Raw genomic sequence first — 17,507 nt, 5'->3', positions numbered from 1 at the left:
CTAATAGTGTAAATATACACTTTTTTGTGTAAAGGAGGAATATGGCGTTGAATAAGCAGACAGTCATAGACTTGGTGTCGCCCCGCTTGAAATTAATTCGGACGGAAATGGACTACACGCAAGATCAGATGGCGGAGATTATGGGGATTTCTAAGAAGACGCTTGTGCAGTTGGAGAAAGGTCGCCAGGACATTGGCTGGTCTACAGCGGTCGTTGTTTGTGCGCTATTTCGCGAGAGTGCTCTGCTGCGCTCAGTCATGGGTGAAGATCCGATTGAGTTAGCTGAAATGGCTGTGCATGAAGAGATTCATTCACGGGAAACTGCAGCAAGCGCATCGATTAATTGGTGGACGGAAGTGGGTCAGTGGCAGCAATATAAGTTACAACAGCATACAGCAGGTGGACATTACCGCATTATCGGAACGGACAATAAGCGGTTATTTAGTACAGGAGACCGAGAAAAAGCGTTGGCTGAATTCAAGAAATATATGGACATATTGTAATTAGTATATGAAAATAATTTATGAAAAACAGAAGAAAACCGACTGTACTCTTTTACGAGTATGTCGGTTTTTCGATGTTGAATGAAAATTTCTGTGCAGTTGTAAATGCACCTATTTCATATATGCGCTCTTCGAATTCCACATGATCGTCGCAGTCGATCGACAGCACAGTCGTACAACGTGTACCGTAATCTTTCGACGCAATGAATATAGAAGACAACAAGCTTTCGAGATCTTCTCCGACGCCAGTATCAGGTAGTTGTTCAGTCGGGAAACGTTCCGCTCGCTGCATCATAGCGAATAACACGTCAGGATCGATCGTCGCAGTCTGCTCCAAATATTCCGCGAGCAACGCTTTCGTTTTATCTACTTTCGGCCACGGTGTATCGAGCAATGCATTGCTCAGTCCATGTGTACCGTGTGTGATAGGTTGGATCGATTGCTCAATATTCGAGTAATAGAACATCTCTTCAGCTGATCCAGCGAGCACGTTGCAGCCTGCGTAATCGTCTTTATTCGTATGCAGTTGCTCCATAAATGATTGTGCGGACAAATCCGATTGTAAATAGGAAGAGACGATATGGCCGCGCGAACGCTTGCCTGTTTCCGGTCGTGTGAAGTCGCGGTAGTTCGTTAATGCGGCGACTTTTCCTTCTGTATTGACGCCAAGCCACGTACCCATTTGTTCTAAATCGCGTCCTGCCAAGATGTTTGGGTAATCGCTCCAAAAGTCTGCTGGTGCTGTTGGACGACGATACGCTTCGTCTCGGTTCGCCATCATGACCAATTTATACTTCGGATGGCTTTGTAATTGGAATGCCAGTAAACACATGTCACTCACCTCGTTTAGTTATGTATGGAATTAGTGTATCACGGGCAGTTTTGTTTGGCGACTGTACAAATACTGCGATAAACACGATAACAAACAAAGCAGCCGATTGTTTGGAATACTATTGAACTTACGGATTATACGCGGTATCATAAGAGTTAATTAGCAAACAAGTCTAGTATTTGTTTGCATACACTAAAAACGTGATAGGAGTGCATACTACATGGAAATCATTGAAACGTTCTGGGATGCTTCATTGGATGAATTAAAGCAAGGATATATAGAGAGCAACACTTCGTATGATTGTTTGTTATGCGGCAAGCAAATGGAAAAAGGTGTGATTTATCCGTACGAGAATGCGTTGTATGAAGCAGAGCGATTTATGCATGTACATATCGAACATTCCCATCAGTCGGTGTTTGCGTATTTGCTTGAGCTCGATAAGAAATGGTCGGGGATTACGGATCATCAAGGGGATCTATTGCGTTTATTCTATCAAGGGAAAAGTGATAAAGATATCCAGGAAGAATTGGAGATCGGTAGTGCGACGACGGTTCGGCATCATCGGTTTGCGTTGAAAGAAAAAGAACGTCAGGCGAAAGTGTTTCTTGCCATGATGGAGTTATTGAGAGAGCGAGAAGAATACGTTCCAGCTTTCATTCCGCCACATAAAGCATCGCAGTTGTTTCATGATGATCATTCGGTTGCGGAGGAAGATCAGCAAGCGATACTGCGGACGTTTTTCCCTGATGGAATGGATGGTCAGTTAAAAGAGATGCCAGCGACAGAAAAACAGCGACGTATTATTGTCCAGGAAATCAGTAAACGCTTTGATGGAGATATTTCGTACAGTAAGCATGAAGTGAACGATCTGCTGTCAACGATTCATGAAGATTTCATTACATTACGCAATTATTTAACTGAATATGGCTATTTCGGTCAGACGCGTAACGGCAATCACTATTGGCTAAAGTGAGCTTCCGTTTGAAAGTTTTCAGGTTTAGATTTTATGCAGGTGGGAAGACTAGGAGTAATCGCGAAAGGAGCGGAAGTAAATGACTGCAAAAGACACAGTGATTAAAATCTTGAACGAAAGTATGACGGGCACAATGGCAACGGTGGACAACAACAAGCCGTATAGCCGCTACATGACATTCATGAGTGATGGATTGACATTGTATACACCTACTAATAAGAAAACGGAAAAGGTCGATGAGCTAGAGGATAATCCCCACACGCACATTCTACTTGGATATGACGGTGAAGGATTCGGCGATGCGTACGTGGAATATTCTGGCCATGTAACGATTTCTGATGATGAGTCATTGAAGGAAAAAATCTGGAACGATCATATGAAAGCATGGTTTGACGGTCCTGAAGATCTGAATTTGGTTATTTTGAAAATCGAACCGGAAGCGATCCGTTTAATGAATAAAAAAGGCCAACCACCAGAAGATATTTCCCTGTAAATAATGAGATGGCTATTAAAGTATAGTTAAATACTATATCCCGAAAGTGAGAGGTCAACCTCTCACTTTCGGGATATTTTTACGTAGCTGGCAAGTTAGCCAAAAATATGTGCAAAACCCGCGGATTTCCATTGATTGAACAACGCGAATTGGGGTATACTCCATATAAGAACACTTGTTCTTTTGAGGGGTGAACGCCATATGAAGCCATTACCGAATAAAAAAATAGCCTGTCTTGATATGCGTAGCTTCTACGCGAGTTGCGCTGCAGCAATGGAAGGGCTCGACGTAATGAAAGTGCCGATTGCGATTGTTGGCAATATCGAGCGCAAAGGCGGAGTCGTGTTAGCTGCCTCGCCGCCATTGAAAAAGGAGTTTGGCATTACAACCGGCATGCGTTTGTATGAGATTCCCGATGATCCGAGCATTCGTTTGATCGAACCGAAAATGCAGTTTTATATAGATGTCTCGATGGAGTTGACGAGATTATTGAATCGCTATGTGCCAAAAGAAGCGATTCATGTGTATAGTATCGATGAAAGTTTTGTAGACTTTACGGGCACGGAAAAGCTTTGGGGGCCTCTCGAGAATTTGATTTTCCGGATCCAAGACGAGTTGTACCGACAATTCGAGTTGCGTTCGGCTTGCGGCGTCGGGCCGAATATGTTGCTGTCGAAACTCGCGCTGGATTTGGAAGCGAAAAAAACAGGGATCGCACACTGGACGTATGAAGACGTGCCGGAGAAGTTGTGGCCAGTTGCCCCGCTTCATAAAATGTGGGGGATTGGCAGAAGAGTGGAGCGAACGCTTGAAGACATGGGCGTTTATTCGGTCGGGGATCTCGCGCACACACCACTCGAAAACTTGGAGAAGAAGTTCGGCGTGATGGGCAATCAATTGTATTATCACGCGCACGGCATCGATTATTCCGAACTCGGTTCCGTATTGATTGAGGGGCAGGTGAGTTACGGCAAAGGCCAGACGTTGTTGCGCGATTATACGACGACGGACGAAGTATTAGCCGTTCTGCTTGAGATGTGTGAAGATACCGCGATGCGCGCACGCCTTGCAAAAAAGAGAGGGCGTACGATTACGTTGTCGTTTGGCTATTCGAAGCATGCGTTAGGTGGCGGCTTCCAGCGACGAAAAACGCTACCGGAAGCGACGAATGAAACGCTGACGATTTATCGCGTGTGCCAAGAACTGTTTGAAACGTTCCATGATGGCAGACCCGTCCGCCATATTTCCGTTAACCTGTCGAATCTTGAAGAAAACGACAGTTTCCAGCTGAGTTTATTCGAACCTTCGAACTGGAAACAGCAAAAAATCGGTCAAGTGATGGATGAAATTCGTGTGAAGTACGGATCAGCCGCCATTCTTCGCGCGGTTTCCGTTACGCCAGGCGGTACAGCCTATAGAAGAAATCAATTAATTGGCGGTCATTATAAGTGAAGAAACTAGCAAGTGGACTAAGGAATCTAGTGAAGTACGGATGATATACTTCAGAAACTGAAACATTCAAGTTCCGTAACTTTCGATATCATACGAACTTTGCTAAAATCAAATAGCAAGTACCAATAAAAATACTGCGACAGATGTAATGCAGATCAAAGGAGGAAAGCCAGTGAAAGTATTACTGGATTTACGCTGGTTTTTTTCCGAGAGAAAAAAACAGTACAGTATAGGAATCGCCGCGCTAATGATTGTCGCGTTACTGCAATTGGCACCCCCGAAAATCATCGGTTATATTGTCGATGCGGTGGCGAAAGATGAACTGACCGGAGCCATGCTGACACGCTGGATGATTATTCTGATTGTGGCAGGCGTCTTGATGTACGTCTTGCGTTATGTATGGCGTGTGATGATTTTCGGATCATCTGTGTATCTCGCGCGCGTCATGCGTGAACGGCTGTTTATACACTTTACACGTATGTCGCCTTCATTTTATCAGCGACGACGCGTAGGGGATTTGATGGCACACGCAACGAATGACATCAACGCAGTGCAGCAAACGGCAGGTACGGGGATTCTGACACTTTTCGATTCAATTTCGACAGGTGGATTCGTCATCCTCATGATGGGCTTTTCAATTAGTTGGAAATTAACGTTGATCGCTCTCGTACCGATTCCCGTGATGATCATCCTGACGAGTTATTATGGACGATTATTACGTAGTCGATTCCGCGTAGCGCAGGAAGCATTTTCCGATTTGAACGATAAAGCACAAGAGAGTATTTCAGGTATCAAAGTGCTAAAGACGTTCGGTCAACAAAAGGAAGATGTCGAATCGTTCACGAGACGTTCGGAACAAGTCGTCAAGGAAAACATGCGTGTGGCGAAAGTCGATGCGTTGTTTGATCCGACGATTGCCGGAATTTTCGCGATCTCATACGTCCTATCCTTTTATTTCGGGACTCGTTTTATTATGTCGGGTGAATTGTCGATCGGTGATTTGGTCGCGTTCACTTCTTATTTAGGGCTTCTGACATGGCCGATGTTGGCGATTGGTTTCTTGTTCAATATCGTTGAACGAGGAAATGCGTCGTACAGCCGAATTCAAGATTTACTTTCGGTTGAGCAAGGTATTCAAGATCGTCCGAATGCGGTGAGTCAATTACCGCACGGAGATATCGTTTTCGCTCTTGATACGTTCTCGTTCCCAGATGATAAGCGGGCATCGCTGCGCAATTTACACTTTACGATCAAGCAAGGGGAAACACTTGGCATTATCGGAAAGACCGGCTCAGGGAAAACCGCAATTCTCAAGTTATTAATGCGAGAATTCGAAGGGTATACAGGAACGATTACGTATGGCGGCATTCCGATCACGCGGTATAAGAAGGAATGTTTACGCCAGGCAATCGGTTATGTGCCGCAAGACCATTTCTTGTTCTCGACGACACTCGGTGAAAATATTGCCTTTACCAACCCGAAGATTGATCCAGAGAAAATTGTGGCGGCTGCGAAATCCGCGCATATTCACGAGGATATTCTGACATTTGAAGAAGGTTACGAGACGATGGTTGGAGAACGTGGCGTATCATTATCCGGTGGTCAGCGTCAGCGTGTGTCGATTGCACGTGCGTTGCTTATGGATCCAGAGCTTTTATTGTTGGATGATTCATTATCCGCCGTCGATGCTCGGACAGAAGAAGCGATTCTTCGTTCATTGAAAGAAGAAAGAACGGGTAAGACGACTATCATTACGTCGCACCGCTTAAGTGCTATTCAGCACGCTCATCAGATCATCGTTCTCGATGAAGGTGAAGTCGTTGAAGTTGGCGACCATGAAAGTTTGATCGCACAAAACGGAATGTATAAAGAAATGTACGATTTGCAACAGCTAGAGTCGATCGTAGAGCAAGGAGGCGGCGCAGATGAATAATAAACAGAAGATGTCCGCCAGGGATCAGTTCAAAACATTCATGCGGCTAGCGAAATACGTCTTGCCAATGAAGAAAAGTGCACTGATCGCGACTCTATTATTGCTGTTGACGGTAACATCGACGATTCTTGGACCTCTAGTGATCCAGCGATTTCTCGATGACTATGTCGTACCACTAAACTTCCCAGCGAAAGAAGTATGGATTATTGCACTGATCTACATCGGACTACAACTCGTCAATATTGTCGGGTCGTATTTCCAAACATTGCGATTCCAAGAGCTCGCACTCGCGATCATCCAGCAAATCCGCATCGATGCATTCTCTAAAGTCCAGAAGCTTGGACTGCGGTACTTCGATCAGACACCTGCTGGCGGAATCGTTTCACGTGTAACGAATGATACCGAATCAATCAAAGAGATGTTCGTCAGTGTGGCGGTTACATTCATGCAGGCGATCTTCGGAATTGTCGGCGTCTATATTGCGCTCTTTACGCTAGACGGAAAACTCGCGCTCTATACGTTGATCCTGTTGCCGCTATTCCTGATTCTCGTATCGGTCTACCGCTATTATAGTGCAGACTTCTATCAAGATATCCGAGAACGGCTCAGTCAGTTGAATGCGAAAATCTCCGAGTCCTTATCCGGTATGGGCATGATTCAAGCCTTTCGCCAGGAGAAGCGCTTGTCTGACGAGTTCATTGAAGTCAATGAAGGACATTACCGCGTCGGACTGCGAAATATTCGTTTCGATAGCTTGATGCTTGGGCCATTCATCGACTTGATGTATGCCTTATCCATCGTGGCAGTACTTAGTTATTTTGGAACGGCATCTCTTACATCTGCCGTAGACGTCGGGATTATCTATGCGTTTACTACGTTGCTGAGACGTCTATTCCAGCCGATCAATCAAGTGATGCAACGTTTGTCGATGTTCCAACAAGCGATTGTATCCGCGTCACGAGTATTCGCGTTGATCGATAATCCGGAAATTGAACCGAAACAAAAAGCAGCATCTACACAGGAGATTCAAGAAGGCACGATCGAATTCCGTAATGTAACGTTCAGTTACGACGGTAAAAATGATGTACTAAAAGACATTTCCTTTACCGCAAATGCAGGCGAAACGGTCGCACTTGTCGGTCATACAGGGAGTGGAAAGAGTTCGATTATCAATCTATTCATGCGTTTCTATGAATACGAGCGCGGCGACATCTTCATTGATGGCGTATCGCTAAAAGAGTATCCAATAGAAGAACTGCGGAAGAAAGTAGGGCTCGTCCTGCAAGATCCGTTCATGTTTTATGGTGATATCGCAAGCAACATCCGCCTGCATAACGAAGAGTTGACAGATGAAGATGTGCGAGAAGCTGCAGAGTTCGTCCAAGCCGATCACTTCATTGGAGAGTTGCCGAACGGTTATGAACAAAAAGTGACAGAACGCGGCTCGACATTATCAAGTGGTCAGCGTCAATTGATCGCGTTCGCACGGACGATTGCGATGAATCCGAAAGTGCTCGTGCTTGATGAAGCGACAGCGAATATCGACACGGAAACAGAAGTCGCGATTCAAAAGAGTCTAGAGAAAATGCGCGAAGGACGTACGACGATCGCGATCGCTCACCGTCTGAGTACAATCGCCGATGCAGAATTAATTCTCGTACTCCACCATGGTGAAATTGTCGAGCGGGGGACGCACGCAGAGTTACTTGCGCAAAAGGGATTGTATTACACGATGTACGAATTGCAGAACGGTACGCAAGATTAAGCACGCACGATTGTCAAAAAGATTTCACAATCGAATGAAGCGTAATCTAGCCTTTTGTTTGGTACGATAGAGTGGGAATGTTGGCGATTGCCGACATTCTACTTGTCCTACTGTTAAAGGAGGAATTTTGTTGGGGACGGATGTTAATATTTTCTTTGCGTTTGGAGCAGGTTTCCTGAGTTTTATTTCTCCATGCGTATTACCACTATACCCGGCCTTTATATCGTATATCACCGGCATGTCACTGGATGACCTCGGGGATAAGAAAAAGGGAATGAGCCGTGCAGGTATGCTGCATACGCTGTTCTTTTTACTTGGATTCTCGATTGTATTTATTATCTTAGGATTCAGTACATCATTTATCGGATCGATCTTCTTACAATATCAAGATTTGATTCGTCAGCTGGGTGCGATTTTCATCATTATCTTTGGATTGATGACGATTGGATTATTCAAACCGGAATTCTTGATGAAAGAGAAAAAATTGCAATTTAAGAATCGTCCTGCGGGTTATCTGGGTACCGCGCTGATCGGTCTAGCGTTTTCAGCTGGATGGCAGCCGTGCATGGGGCCGATTATTGGCGCTATCATATACCTAGCAGCATCCAATCCAGGATCTAGTATGTTGTATATGATGTTGTATGTACTAGGCTTTGCTATTCCATTCTTCTTCTTGTCCTTCTTCATCACAAGAATTGGCTGGATTCGCAAACACAGTATGACCATTACCAAAGTCGGCGGTTACTTGATGATCATTTTCGGTATTATTCTGTTCTTCAATGGAATGGTCTATTTCACAAGTTTGTTAAGCCCGATATTTGGGGATTTCCAAGGATTTTAATTTAGTCTGGTAAGCAGAAAAGAGGTGTAGTATGAAAGAAATTACTTCTTTTGAAGAGTGGCAACATATTTGGAAAGAAACGCCACAGTTTCTATTGTTCGTGAAGACCAATAATTGTTCCGTTTGTGAAGGACTTTACCCGCAGGTGGCAGCACTCGAAAGCGACTATCCTTTCGATTTCTATCGTGTCAACGCAGCGGAAGTTCCAGAAATGGCGGGACAGTTGTCACTCTTTACTGCGCCGGTCGTCTTATTATTTAACGAACAGAAAGAGTTGACGCGTTTCGCACGAATCGTGCCAATGAATGAGTTGAAAAGACGCCTCGATGAGCTAGTGCAGTGGGGGAACGTAGATGAATAAGATACAAGAAATGATAGATTATATCTTCACAACTATTCCTTCAATCTATTTGATTATCGGTTCAACGATCATCTTTCTCGTGATGACGACATTTGTCTACACGATGCGAGCGAAGGCGTCGAATAAGCCGATTCAGGCGAAGAAGATTATTTTACCGCCACTGTTCATGTCGACGGGGATGTTCATGTTCTTGTTCGACGAGTTCCAGGTGCCGTGGACGCAAGTAGTTGAAGCGAGTTTAGTTGGCGTGATATTTTCCACGTTCTTGATTTATACGACGAAGTTCGAGATCAAGCATGACGGAATTTATTTGAAGAAGTCAAAGGCGTTTTTGATTATTCTGCTCAGCTTGCTGGTGATTCGCATGGTAGGTAAAATTGTGCTGAGTAACTCGATCGATGTCGGCGAGCTCGGCGGCATGTTCTTCATCTTGGCGTTCTCGATGATTTTGCCATGGCGGATCGGGATGCTGGTGAAGTATAAGATGCTTGAGAAGAGTATGGTAATGAAAATGAAGAAGTCGTCCTTGTGACGGCTTCTTTTTTGTCTTTTCGAGTTGAAGTTCATAAGTTCAGTAAGTTAGGGGGATACGTCATGGGATGTAAGCTACAGCTGGCGGACGCTTTCCTATGGGCCTGCGGTGAGCCAACTGTTCGCTACTGCAAACATGTGCTCCTAACGCTTCGCTTTTACTCGCAAAAGCCGTCCTACGCTAGGGCTTTCGCTCTCTTAGTTGTCTCACCCTATCAGGCTGATCCATCAGGAGTCGCCACCAGCTTCCGCTTACATCCTTACCTTAAAAGTAGGTTGAAATTAAATCATACACTGGCTAGAGTAAGTAATCTATAATGTTCATTGAACTTTGTTAGGTTCAAGTTTATAAATTCAGTGAATCATGGCTAGGGCATGGGACGCTTTACCGAGGGCTCACAGTGAGCCAACCAGTTGGGCTGAGCATTTGGTAGTCACCTGAATCTTCCATTGCAATCCTTACGTTTATAGTGGGTGGATACAGATCATCCCGCAGGAAAGCGTCCGCTCAGAACGGAAATCCCCTCCCCAAAACGAATGCAAGCCTTACTATTTTCATTTCTAGACAAAAAACAGGACGCCTCATCAATAGAGACGTCCTGTTTTTGCATACTCACGTAAATAAGTGCTCGTAAGGCTGAATATCAATTTCCATTTGCTTGAGCTTCTTGCGCAAGAAATTATGGTCGCGCTTCGGTGTAGCCAGAATATAGCCCTTGATAATATGATCAAATTCAATAGTTTTGGCACGGTCTTCTAACGCAATCTCGCCGATCTTGGCACCGATCTTCTGCTTCGCCACATCACGGAACAACTCCGGCACTGGCGTAACCAGTTCGTTGAGCATACTTTTCGCTTCGTCATTCCATAAATGCAACGACTCGTTGACATAATGCTCTTCCCAATCCAACGTCGATTTTCCGTCTTCTTTCGGCAATACTTTCAAGAACTTACGGAACATGAAGAATCCGCCGATAGCGAATAAGCCGATCATCACAATACCCCAAAATATAATAAACCACATAAATAGGTCTGGCACGGTTTTTTCACCTCTTCCATTCTATCTTCCATTATAAAAGCAATTGAGAAATATTTCACTACTAACGTATCCTTTTCGTCATTTGTCTCTATATAGCGTATGAAAGGAGGTGATAGACATGGCAGCAGGACTAGAATTCAGCCAGGCTACGGCAAAGGTTCACTTTAACGCAGGCGTAAACGAGAAAGGTCACTTCATTCGCAAGATTAAAACGTACAAATTCATCAACGACGACGCGACACCGGCGAATATGTACACCGCTTTGACACAACTTGCATCATTATCTAGCTATCCATTAATTCAGCTAGAGAAAGTGGTAACAGAAGATCTTCATAAATAAAAACGTAAAGGAGGAGAACGCTCATGGCAAAAGTATTGGAATTGACATTCTTAACCGCGGCGAATAAACCGGTAAAGTTAACGGTAGACGAACCGTACACAGGTATTACGGAGGCGCAAGTGGAAGCCGTTATGCAACAAGTGATCGCAAACAACATCTTCGTCATCGAAGAATCCCCGCTCGCCAAAATCAAAAGTGCGCGTATCATAGCGCGCGATACAGAAATGCTCGTTAATCGATAACACGCTGCCGGTTTTCAGTCTCGTACTGGAAGCCGGCTTTTTTATTGAATGAAAGGAGGAGTGGACAATGGAGAACTGGTTACAGCTTATACAAGATGTCGGATTCCCGATTTTCGTATCGTTCTATCTGTTACATCGTTTGGAAGTCAAATTGGAAGCGATCCATGGCGTTCTCTCAGATATCAAAAACCGATAACTTCATAGGAACTTCATGAATCCGCCATGGTTTAGCCAAAATGGAAGACACCTTCACCTTGTATGACTTGTGAACTTTCGTTATGATAAAGTCATTAGTTAAAGGTGGAGGAATCGAATATGTATAAAAAGTTTTTAATACCCGTAACATTGATCTTCGTGCTGATGTTGGGTGCATGTGGTGGCGGATTTAAACCAGATCATAAATACAAGGTGGATTCGTTTGAGTTTACCAATCAGAACAATGAAACAGTAACCGATAAAGATTTGGAAGGCTCCGTATGGCTGGCACAATTCGTCTTCACGAAGTGTACAACCGTTTGCCCGCCTATGATGAGCAACATGGTCACATTACAGGAAAAATTAATTGACAATAAGATCGAGGATTACAACATTGTGTCATTCAGTGTAGATCCAGACGTAGATACACCGGAAGAACTCGGAAAGTATCTTGACTTGTTCAGTGCGCCAGATGAAAGTAAATGGCAAATGCTGACAGGATACGATATGAAAACGATTGAAAAATTAGCAGCTTCATCGTTTAAGCAATTAGTAAAGCAAATTCCGAACGATGATCAAGTACTCCATGGCGTTTCATTTGGATTGGTCAATCAAAACAATGAAGTGGTAAAATTATATGGTGGGAACGAAGACGTACAATATGATACAATCGTAAAAGACATTAAAGCACTCATCAAAGAAGGCAAGTGATGAACGGAAGGGGTGAGGCAATGAAGAAATTAAAGAAGAAGAGGCTTAGTCGATCGGGACGCGTTATGGTCGCTTTTTTGGTTTTATTAGTTCCTGTTGCTGTCACACTCTTTACGATTTCCGCCATTCTTTGGGTGAATTTCGGAAAACACGACACGATTGCAGAAACGGCTACGGCGTTATTTCATATTCAAGACCGCAAAACGGGAGAACCGGTCCCACAGGAATTTATTCCAATCTATATCGCGGCAGCTGAAAAATACAATATTCCTTGGACATTGCTTGCGGCGCATCACCGTATAGAAACCAGGTTTTCCACGATGAAAACCGACGTCTCACCGGTTGGGGCAGAAGGACCGATGCAGTTCATGCCATGCACCTTCGTCGGCTGGGATTATCCCGGCTGTAAGGAGTTAGGCAAGGGAGATATACCTGAACGGGACAAGATCGATCCAGCAGTAATCAAGGAGTACGGTGGCTATGGCGTCGATGCGAACGGTGACGGAATAGCCGATCCGTTCGACATAGAAGACGCCATCTTCAGCGCAGCGCATTATCTGTCGGATAGCGGCGCGGCTGACGGCAATATAGAAAAAGCGGTGTTCAACTACAACCGCAGTGATCAATATGTAGAAGATGTCTTATGGTACTACCATGAGTTCGAGGAGCAGCGCCAAGCATCAGAAAAACAAGTGAAAAAATAAAACGCAGAGCCAACAACCGAACTTCGGTGGCTCTGCGTTTTATTATGGAGAAATGAGTGGGTCTATGAGCGGTTACGGAAGCTGATAGAGCACTCGCGTAGCCAGATAGAGCGGTTGGCGGGGAGGATAGAGCGAAAATCGCGTGCCATAGAGCGGTTATGGGATTCTAAGAGCGCTTAGGTGAATCTATGATCGCCTGCAGCATTATAACGATCCAAGCGATTGCTTTTACATCCATGACGCGAAGTCGATCAACGTCACCTTCTGCTAAAAACACAAAAAAACGTGAAGCCCACCCAAAAGGTGACTTCACGTTTGATGTGTAAATTATGATGCTTTGCGCATACTCTTCATAATCAAGCTTACGATGAATACAAGTACAATCGCACCGATTAAAGCGGGTACGAAATAGAAACTAGAGATCTGTGGACCCCATTCTCCTAATAGTGCACCACCAACCCATGCACCTACAATACCTGCAATGATGTTACCAATAATACCGCCGGGAATATCTCTACCTACAATAAGTCCAGCTAACCAACCAATGATACCTCCGATAATTAAGAACCATAAAAAGCTCATGTTGCTCATCTCCTTTTTTAGTATGTAACGTTATGTAGCTCTCGCTTAGTCTTTGTATTACCGACTTTTTCATACATCAAACATTTTTCGATAAAAAAAGTTCAGACAGGTGAAATTACCTGCTGAACTGATGATAGGTTTACTTGGCGATAACCGTTGCGCCTAGTGTGTTTTGGAAGTGCGAAAGCGCCCATTCGTGACCTGCAGGATTAAAACTTGCGACGCCTCCTTCATGAACAACTATCGTGTAACCGAGGTTGTACGCATCGACAGCGGTATGTAAAATACAAATATCCGTACAGACACCCATGAGATGAATTTCGGTTATTCCGCGTGAACGCAATTGGATATCGAGGTTCGTTCCAGCAAATGCGCTATAACGTGTTTTGTCCATCCACATAATATCGTCTGAATGCTTCGTATAGAGATCATGTAATTTACCATATAAGTGGCGGCCTTCAGTACCTCGGATATTATGAGGAGGGAATAGTGCACTTTCAGGATGGTAAGGATCGTCTACTTCATGCAGGTCATTGATGACGAATACCGGAAGCTTCTGTTCGACATACTCTTTTGTAATATCGACAATATACTCTTCAAGCGCGATACCTGGATCACCGCAAGTGAGTGCACCATCTTGTGCAACGAAATCGACTGTGTAATCTACTACTAGCAAAGCTCTGTTCATACAAATCCACTCCTTTTCTTTATTTTGTCATAGTGGCGGCTTGATGTCTAAACATATGTAAAGACACCGTAACAGCAATTATTTTCTAAAAAGCTATAAATAAATAAAAACTATTCTAACATTTCATATAGGAAGTAAATGTAATTTTTGCTGTTTTTATCGAAAAATAGCAAGCTATTTGAGAATCATATTAGCTAATTGAGAATTCTTAACGATATTTCGATTAGTCATAAGTTTTTCTTATGTGTACAGATAAATTATATGTATTTTACTATTGTTCTTTGATATACTAAGATGGAGTAGAGGAAAGATGTGCACTTTTCATCTTTCAGTACATAAAGGGAGGAAACAAAAAAATGGCAAAAAGCAACTTGCATAATAGCCGTCAGTCTTTCACAGTAAACGACAAGACGTATAACTACTACCGTTTGAAAGCTTTAGAAGAAGCAGGACTAACAAAAGTATCTAAACTTCCTTATTCTGTAAGAGTATTACTAGAATCAGTACTTCGTCAACACGACGGATACGTAATCAAGGACGACCATGTTGAAGATTTAGCTAAATGGGGCACTGTACAAAACGCAGACGCTGAAGTTCCATTCAAACCTTCACGCGTAATCCTACAAGACTTCACAGGAGTTCCTGTTGTAGTAGACTTGGCTTCATTGCGTTCTGCAATGAATGAACTAGGTGGAGATCCAAACGAGATCAACCCTGAAATTCCAGTGGACCTAGTAATTGACCACTCGGTACAAGTAGATAGCTATGGTACGCCACAAGCTCTACAAATGAACATGGAACTTGAATTCGAACGTAATGCTGAGCGTTACCAGTTCCTAAGCTGGGCACAAAAAGCATATGATAACTACCGTGCAGTACCACCTGCTACAGGTATCGTTCACCAAGTAAACCTTGAATATCTTGCAAACGTTGTTCACGCTGTTGAAAACGAAGATGGATCATTCGAAACATACCCAGATACATTAGTTGGAACGGACTCCCACACAACTATGATCAACGGTATCGGCGTACTTGGATGGGGTGTTGGTGGTATCGAAGCTGAAGCAGGAATGCTAGGACAACCTTCATACTTCCCAATTCCAGAAGTTATCGGTGTAAAATTGGTTGGAGATCTTCCAGACGGAACAACTGCAACTGACTTAGCGCTTAAAGTAACTCAAATCCTTCGTGCACAAGGTGTTGTAGGTAAATTTGTTGAGTTCTTCGGCCCTGGCGTTTCTAAATTGCCACTTGCTGACCGTGCGACAATCGCAAACATGGCGCCTGAATATGGTGCTACTTGTGGATTCTTCCCGGTTGACGAAGAGTCACTTAACTACATGCGCTTAACAGGCCGCGACGAAGAACACATTGCAGTAGTGAAGCAATACTTGATCGAAAACGATATGTTCTTCACTCCTGAAAAGGAAGAGCCTACATTCACTAAAGTTGTAGAAATCAACCTTAGCGATATCGCTGCAAACCTTTCAGGTCCAAAACGCCCACAAGACTTGATTCCATTGACTGAAATGCAACAGTCTTTCAAAGACGCAGTTGTAGCTCCAGAAGGAACACAAGGCTTTGGCTTAACACCAAAAGAGCTTGAGAAAAAAGGCACAATTAAGTTCGAAGACGGACGTAAAGTTGAGCTTAAAACGGGTGACGTTGCGATCGCAGCTATCACTTCTTGTACAAACACATCTAACCCTTACGTAATGCTAGCGGCTGGATTGGTTGCGAAGAAGGCTGTCGAAAAAGGACTTACACCTCCTGCATACGTTAAAACTTCATTGGCGCCAGGTTCAAAAGTTGTTACTGGCTACTTGAACGAATCAGGTCTATCTGATTACATGGATCAAATCGGATTCAACACAGTTGGTTACGGATGTACTACATGTATCGGTAACTCAGGTCCATTGCTTCCAGAGATCGAAAAAACAATTGGCGACGAAGATCTTCTAGTTACATCTGTCCTTTCAGGTAACCGTAACTTTGAAGGCCGCGTACACCCATTCGTTAAAGCGAACTACTTGGCTTCACCTCCACTAGTTGTGGCATACGCACTAGCTGGAACAGTGAACATTGACTTCGCAAAAGATCCAATCGGAACGGACAAAGACGGTAATGAAGTATTCTTCAAGGACATCTGGCCTTCTACACAAGAAGTCAACGATGTATTGAACGCTACAGTTACACCTGAATTGTTCCGTAAAGAATATGCTCGCGTATTCACTGAAAACGAAGCATGGAACGCAATTGAAACGACTGACGATTCTCTATACGATTTCGATGAGTCTTCAACATATATTCAAAACCCACCGTTCTTCGAAAACCTTTCGAAAGAACCTGCGGACATCGAGCAGCTTAAAGGCTTGCGTGTAATCGGTAAGTTCGGTGATTCTATCACGACTGACCACATTTCACCTGCTGGCGCTATCGGTTTGAACACACCTGCTGGAATCTACTTGCGTGAAAATGGCGTAGAGCCACGTAACTTCAACTCGTACGGTTCACGTCGTGGTAACCATGAAGTTATGATGCGCGGAACGTTTGCGAACATTCGTATTCGTAACCAAATCGCAGCTGGCACTGAAGGTGGATTCACTACGTACTGGCCAAACAAAGAAGTTATGCCAATCTATGATGCAGCTATGAAGTATCAAGAAGACGGTACGGGTCTAGCTATCCTTGGTGGTAAAGACTACGGAATGGGTTCTTCACGTGACTGGGCAGCAAAAGGTACAAACTTGCTTGGTATCAAAACAGTTATCGTAGAAAGCTTCGAGCGTATTCACCGTTCTAACCTAGTGATGATGGGTGTACTTCCACTTCAGTTCATCAATGGTGAAAACGTTGAGTCTCTAGGCTTAACTGGTGAAGAAGAAATCTGTGTTAATATCGCTGAAGGCGTAAAACCACGTTCAATCCTTAAAGTTACAGCGAAAGCTCCAGACGGCAAGGAAACTGAATTTGAAGTACTAGCACGTTTCGACTCTGAAGTTGAAGTGGACTACTACCGTCACGGCGGAATCCTTCAAATGGTTCTACGTAATAAATTAGCAGCTAAGTAATAAGAAATAGATGAGGGTGCCCGGCTTAGCCGGGCATCTTTTTTGCGTTTTCATTGGCTTAGTGAGGGCGTAACGTGGCAGCACCCGTTGATCGACGTTCCAGGCGGACGCTTTCCTGTGGGCGTGGCTTGAGCCCATAGCTGTCAACTTAAGAAATAGGTGTACTTCTTTCAAAAAGATGGTAAAGATACATACCATCATTTTTGAAAGGAGTTCTTTATATGTCTATCAACCATCATTTTGACATGCTT

The 17,507-nt window shown here is 43.9% G+C and carries 19 protein-coding genes; 15 read left to right on the top strand and 4 right to left on the bottom strand.

Features of this window, described 5'->3' with window-relative positions:
- The first annotated feature begins 47 nt into the window (after positions 1–47).
- Positions 48–503: a helix-turn-helix transcriptional regulator gene (locus tag Q7P97_RS12685; protein ID WP_303969539.1), complete on the top strand. Its 456-nt coding sequence runs from the start codon at positions 48–50 to the stop codon at positions 501–503.
- Between the two features lie 52 nt (positions 504–555).
- Here the strand turns inward: Q7P97_RS12685 and Q7P97_RS12680 are convergent, their stop codons facing one another.
- Positions 556–1,335 (bottom strand): NRDE family protein, encoded by a 780-nt coding sequence (locus tag Q7P97_RS12680; protein WP_303969537.1) that lies wholly within the window; start codon positions 1,333–1,335, stop codon positions 556–558.
- 220 nt (positions 1,336–1,555) lie between these two features.
- On the opposite strand from Q7P97_RS12680, the gene Q7P97_RS12675 reads away from it, so the two are divergent.
- The 8 genes from Q7P97_RS12675 to Q7P97_RS12640 all read left to right on the top strand — a co-directional run bounded on the left by Q7P97_RS12675 (position 1,556) and on the right by Q7P97_RS12640 (position 9,685).
- Positions 1,556–2,308 carry a DUF2087 domain-containing protein gene (locus tag Q7P97_RS12675; RefSeq protein WP_303969535.1) on the top strand — a complete coding sequence of 251 codons (753 nt, stop codon included), beginning with the start codon at positions 1,556–1,558 and terminating at the stop codon, positions 2,306–2,308.
- 79 nt (positions 2,309–2,387) lie between these two features.
- Positions 2,388–2,801 carry a pyridoxamine 5'-phosphate oxidase family protein gene (locus Q7P97_RS12670; RefSeq protein ID WP_303969534.1) on the top strand — a complete coding sequence of 138 codons (414 nt, stop codon included), beginning with the start codon at positions 2,388–2,390 and terminating at the stop codon, positions 2,799–2,801.
- Between the two features lie 201 nt (positions 2,802–3,002).
- Positions 3,003–4,253 carry a Y-family DNA polymerase gene (locus Q7P97_RS12665; RefSeq protein WP_303969532.1) on the top strand — a complete coding sequence of 417 codons (1,251 nt, stop codon included), beginning with the start codon at positions 3,003–3,005 and terminating at the stop codon, positions 4,251–4,253.
- Between the two features lie 172 nt (positions 4,254–4,425).
- On the top strand, positions 4,426–6,186 hold the full coding sequence (locus Q7P97_RS12660) for an ABC transporter ATP-binding protein (protein ID WP_303969530.1): 1,761 nt from the start codon (positions 4,426–4,428) through the stop codon (positions 6,184–6,186).
- Positions 6,179–7,951 carry an ABC transporter ATP-binding protein gene (locus Q7P97_RS12655; protein ID WP_303969528.1) on the top strand — a complete coding sequence of 591 codons (1,773 nt, stop codon included), beginning with the start codon at positions 6,179–6,181 and terminating at the stop codon, positions 7,949–7,951. The genes Q7P97_RS12660 and Q7P97_RS12655 overlap by 8 nt, the downstream gene beginning before the upstream one ends.
- A gap of 130 nt (positions 7,952–8,081) precedes the next feature.
- Positions 8,082–8,792, top strand: a complete 711-nt coding sequence (locus tag Q7P97_RS12650; protein WP_099692884.1) for a cytochrome c biogenesis CcdA family protein — start codon at positions 8,082–8,084, stop codon at positions 8,790–8,792.
- Between the two features lie 31 nt (positions 8,793–8,823).
- On the top strand, positions 8,824–9,153 hold the full coding sequence (locus tag Q7P97_RS12645) for a thioredoxin family protein (RefSeq protein ID WP_303969525.1): 330 nt from the start codon (positions 8,824–8,826) through the stop codon (positions 9,151–9,153).
- Positions 9,146–9,685: a CcdC family protein gene (locus Q7P97_RS12640; RefSeq protein ID WP_303969523.1), complete on the top strand. Its 540-nt coding sequence runs from the start codon at positions 9,146–9,148 to the stop codon at positions 9,683–9,685. The genes Q7P97_RS12645 and Q7P97_RS12640 overlap by 8 nt, the downstream gene beginning before the upstream one ends.
- A gap of 612 nt (positions 9,686–10,297) precedes the next feature.
- Here the strand turns inward: Q7P97_RS12640 and Q7P97_RS12635 are convergent.
- Positions 10,298–10,708, bottom strand: a complete 411-nt coding sequence (locus tag Q7P97_RS12635; RefSeq protein WP_085133516.1) for a DUF2621 domain-containing protein — start codon at positions 10,706–10,708, stop codon at positions 10,298–10,300.
- 133 nt (positions 10,709–10,841) lie between these two features.
- Between Q7P97_RS12635 and Q7P97_RS12630 the strand changes: the two genes are divergently transcribed.
- From Q7P97_RS12630 to Q7P97_RS12610, 5 genes are all read left to right on the top strand, one after another.
- Positions 10,842–11,063, top strand: a complete 222-nt coding sequence (locus Q7P97_RS12630; RefSeq protein ID WP_099692883.1) for a DUF1659 domain-containing protein — start codon at positions 10,842–10,844, stop codon at positions 11,061–11,063.
- 23 nt (positions 11,064–11,086) lie between these two features.
- Positions 11,087–11,305 carry a DUF2922 domain-containing protein gene (locus Q7P97_RS12625; protein WP_085426184.1) on the top strand — a complete coding sequence of 73 codons (219 nt, stop codon included), beginning with the start codon at positions 11,087–11,089 and terminating at the stop codon, positions 11,303–11,305.
- Between the two features lie 67 nt (positions 11,306–11,372).
- On the top strand, positions 11,373–11,501 hold the full coding sequence (locus Q7P97_RS12620) for a YvrJ family protein (RefSeq protein ID WP_085426185.1): 129 nt from the start codon (positions 11,373–11,375) through the stop codon (positions 11,499–11,501).
- A 119-nt stretch (positions 11,502–11,620) separates the two neighbouring features.
- Entirely contained in the window at positions 11,621–12,211 is a 591-nt protein-coding gene (locus Q7P97_RS12615) for an SCO family protein (protein WP_303969520.1), read from the top strand.
- Positions 12,211–12,915: a lytic transglycosylase domain-containing protein gene (locus tag Q7P97_RS12610; RefSeq protein ID WP_303969518.1), complete on the top strand. Its 705-nt coding sequence runs from the start codon at positions 12,211–12,213 to the stop codon at positions 12,913–12,915. The genes Q7P97_RS12615 and Q7P97_RS12610 overlap by 1 nt, the downstream gene beginning before the upstream one ends.
- 327 nt (positions 12,916–13,242) lie before the next feature.
- Here the strand turns inward: Q7P97_RS12610 and Q7P97_RS12605 are convergent, their stop codons facing one another.
- Both Q7P97_RS12605 and Q7P97_RS12600 read right to left on the bottom strand, forming a co-directional pair.
- The gene (locus Q7P97_RS12605; RefSeq protein WP_303969516.1) at positions 13,243–13,497 is read right to left on the bottom strand and encodes a GlsB/YeaQ/YmgE family stress response membrane protein; all 255 of its coding nucleotides are present in this window, start codon (positions 13,495–13,497) and stop codon (positions 13,243–13,245) included.
- A 139-nt stretch (positions 13,498–13,636) separates the two neighbouring features.
- Positions 13,637–14,185: a cysteine hydrolase family protein gene (locus Q7P97_RS12600; protein ID WP_303969514.1), complete on the bottom strand. Its 549-nt coding sequence runs from the start codon at positions 14,183–14,185 to the stop codon at positions 13,637–13,639.
- 356 nt (positions 14,186–14,541) lie between these two features.
- Between Q7P97_RS12600 and acnA the strand changes: the two genes are divergently transcribed.
- Positions 14,542–17,256 carry an aconitate hydratase AcnA gene (gene acnA, locus Q7P97_RS12595; RefSeq protein WP_303969512.1) on the top strand — a complete coding sequence of 905 codons (2,715 nt, stop codon included), beginning with the start codon at positions 14,542–14,544 and terminating at the stop codon, positions 17,254–17,256.
- Positions 17,257–17,507: the final 251 nt, after the last annotated feature.

Source organism: Sporosarcina ureae (assembly GCF_029267015.1).
Classification (GTDB): Bacteria; Bacillota; Bacilli; order Bacillales_A; family Planococcaceae; genus Sporosarcina; species Sporosarcina ureae_D.
The sequence above is the reverse complement of the archived record's forward strand: the minus strand, read 5'-3'. Positions and strand labels throughout refer to the sequence as shown.

What these genes read in the sequence shown, in the direction of transcription:
- Q7P97_RS12680 (WP_303969537.1), bottom strand. Translation starts at nt 1,335, where the DNA reads ATGTGTTTACTGGCATTCCAATTACAAAGCCATCCGAAGTATAAATTG.
- Q7P97_RS12675 (WP_303969535.1), top strand. Translation starts at nt 1,556, where the DNA reads ATGGAAATCATTGAAACGTTCTGGGATGCTTCATTGGATGAATTAAAG.
- Q7P97_RS12670 (WP_303969534.1), top strand. Translation starts at nt 2,388, where the DNA reads ATGACTGCAAAAGACACAGTGATTAAAATCTTGAACGAAAGTATGACG.
- Q7P97_RS12665 (WP_303969532.1), top strand. Translation starts at nt 3,003, where the DNA reads ATGAAGCCATTACCGAATAAAAAAATAGCCTGTCTTGATATGCGTAGC.
- Q7P97_RS12655 (WP_303969528.1), top strand. Translation starts at nt 6,179, where the DNA reads ATGAATAATAAACAGAAGATGTCCGCCAGGGATCAGTTCAAAACATTC.
- Q7P97_RS12645 (WP_303969525.1), top strand. Translation starts at nt 8,824, where the DNA reads ATGAAAGAAATTACTTCTTTTGAAGAGTGGCAACATATTTGGAAAGAA.
- Q7P97_RS12640 (WP_303969523.1), top strand. Translation starts at nt 9,146, where the DNA reads ATGAATAAGATACAAGAAATGATAGATTATATCTTCACAACTATTCCT.
- Q7P97_RS12635 (WP_085133516.1), bottom strand. Translation starts at nt 10,708, where the DNA reads ATGTGGTTTATTATATTTTGGGGTATTGTGATGATCGGCTTATTCGCT.
- Q7P97_RS12630 (WP_099692883.1), top strand. Translation starts at nt 10,842, where the DNA reads ATGGCAGCAGGACTAGAATTCAGCCAGGCTACGGCAAAGGTTCACTTT.
- Q7P97_RS12625 (WP_085426184.1), top strand. Translation starts at nt 11,087, where the DNA reads ATGGCAAAAGTATTGGAATTGACATTCTTAACCGCGGCGAATAAACCG.
- Q7P97_RS12620 (WP_085426185.1), top strand. Translation starts at nt 11,373, where the DNA reads ATGGAGAACTGGTTACAGCTTATACAAGATGTCGGATTCCCGATTTTC.
- Q7P97_RS12615 (WP_303969520.1), top strand. Translation starts at nt 11,621, where the DNA reads ATGTATAAAAAGTTTTTAATACCCGTAACATTGATCTTCGTGCTGATG.
- Q7P97_RS12610 (WP_303969518.1), top strand. Translation starts at nt 12,211, where the DNA reads ATGAACGGAAGGGGTGAGGCAATGAAGAAATTAAAGAAGAAGAGGCTT.
- Q7P97_RS12605 (WP_303969516.1), bottom strand. Translation starts at nt 13,497, where the DNA reads ATGAGCTTTTTATGGTTCTTAATTATCGGAGGTATCATTGGTTGGTTA.
- Q7P97_RS12600 (WP_303969514.1), bottom strand. Translation starts at nt 14,185, where the DNA reads ATGAACAGAGCTTTGCTAGTAGTAGATTACACAGTCGATTTCGTTGCA.
- acnA (WP_303969512.1), top strand. Translation starts at nt 14,542, where the DNA reads ATGGCAAAAAGCAACTTGCATAATAGCCGTCAGTCTTTCACAGTAAAC.